Source organism: Arachidicoccus sp., assembly GCF_050436765.1.
Taxonomy (GTDB): Bacteria; Bacteroidota; Bacteroidia; order Chitinophagales; family Chitinophagaceae; genus Arachidicoccus.
Genome location: NZ_JBNQGD010000207.1, coordinates 1 through 1,423, shown reverse-complemented (window position 1 = coordinate 1,423; position 1,423 = coordinate 1). Strand labels below are relative to the sequence as shown.

At 35.7% G+C, this 1,423-nt stretch carries 1 protein-coding gene; it reads right to left on the bottom strand.

What is annotated here, in order from left to right:
- On the bottom strand, nt 1-1,271 hold a 1,271-nt coding region (locus ACQR30_RS09120), incomplete at its 3' end, for a hypothetical protein (protein WP_429734252.1).
- Nucleotides 1,272-1,423 lie beyond the last annotated feature (152 nt).

The following is a 1,423-nucleotide window of genomic DNA, read 5'->3' as shown; positions in this document are numbered from 1 at the left end:
TTTACGATCGAACTATTTAATACTATTGAGGTGAATGCTACATTTCCGACAGTGATATTCAACGTACCAAATCCACATGCTTTAACTACTACGAATCTAATCTGTGGCTGTCGGGCTAGTTTAATTTCTTCTTGGCGAAATACTAAAGACATAGCTGGTGTGTAAGATATAAAATTGGATGGCTGACCTGTTATATTTGCACTTTTAAGCAATGCAACTGAAGTCAAAGTAACTACAGAAGCTATAACAAAAACAGAATTAACTACAATAACAGGCCATATCCTAGAAGGTCCAGACGTGCCTCCTAGTTGCGAGGACAACAAAGATTTTGAAATGCCGATAATAGTGACATCATCTAATACACTAAATTCGCCAATACTATAACCAGTAGCTGACAATATGTATGCTAAAATATCAACTTCTTGTCTCGTCCATGTTTTGTTATGTAAATTATATTCCCAAACTATACCAGTAACAGAGTAATTAGCTCCACTTCCTGCTGTGTGAATAATTAAAATATTATAAGTCAATTCTGGATCATTATAATTATTAAAACCATTTGCAAATACAGCAGATACCATATTTTGTCTGCCAGCGATTGACAAATTATTTATGTCATCATAGATAGCATTTTTTGCAGAACCACCAATAGGCTGTGGCAACCCACCACCAAATAGGTATATATCATTGTCATTAATCCAGCCAGTCACATTACCATATTGCGCAAATGTTTTAGGAAATGTGCAACCAACACCATAGCCGCTCCCCCAAACAGTTGTAGCGTCAAATGGTTGAATACCTATACCAGTTGGAGTAAGTTGAGTTAGTGTCTGATCCCCAAGAATATAACCAACATTACCGAGTGCAAAAATAGCACTTATATAGTTTTGAATTTCTGAAAGTGTATTAAATCCAGAAGTTCTGTCTACAGCTGGGTTCCATATAGTATATCCAAATGGTGAAGACCAATTATACCTATTAGATTTAATTGCTGGAGAGTCAGTGGGTTGATTTGTGTTAGCTGTTATTAAATAATTATCAACAACAGCGCAGAAATATCCAGCTACATATGTATTACCAACCGTATAGGCATTGGTAATCATATTATAAACATACTCAGAACCAGCTGCCCTGTCAAATATAAATGCTGAGCCACTAATTATTTGATAGCAGTCTAAGAACTGCATAGTTCCGCCTACTAGAGTAGCTTGCAATACAAATGCCCCGCCAGAACTTATATAAGCTTTTCCTTTTATATCTAGTGCATACAATCCTTGAGATGCAGGATTTTGAGCAGTATATAAGGCTAAAATCTGAGTTCATATGAACGCTTTACCATTAGTAGTTGTTGAAAATCCATCAAAGGAATAATAGCCACAGGTACAAAGTTTTCCATTCCTTATAATCATTCCATTGATCTGAA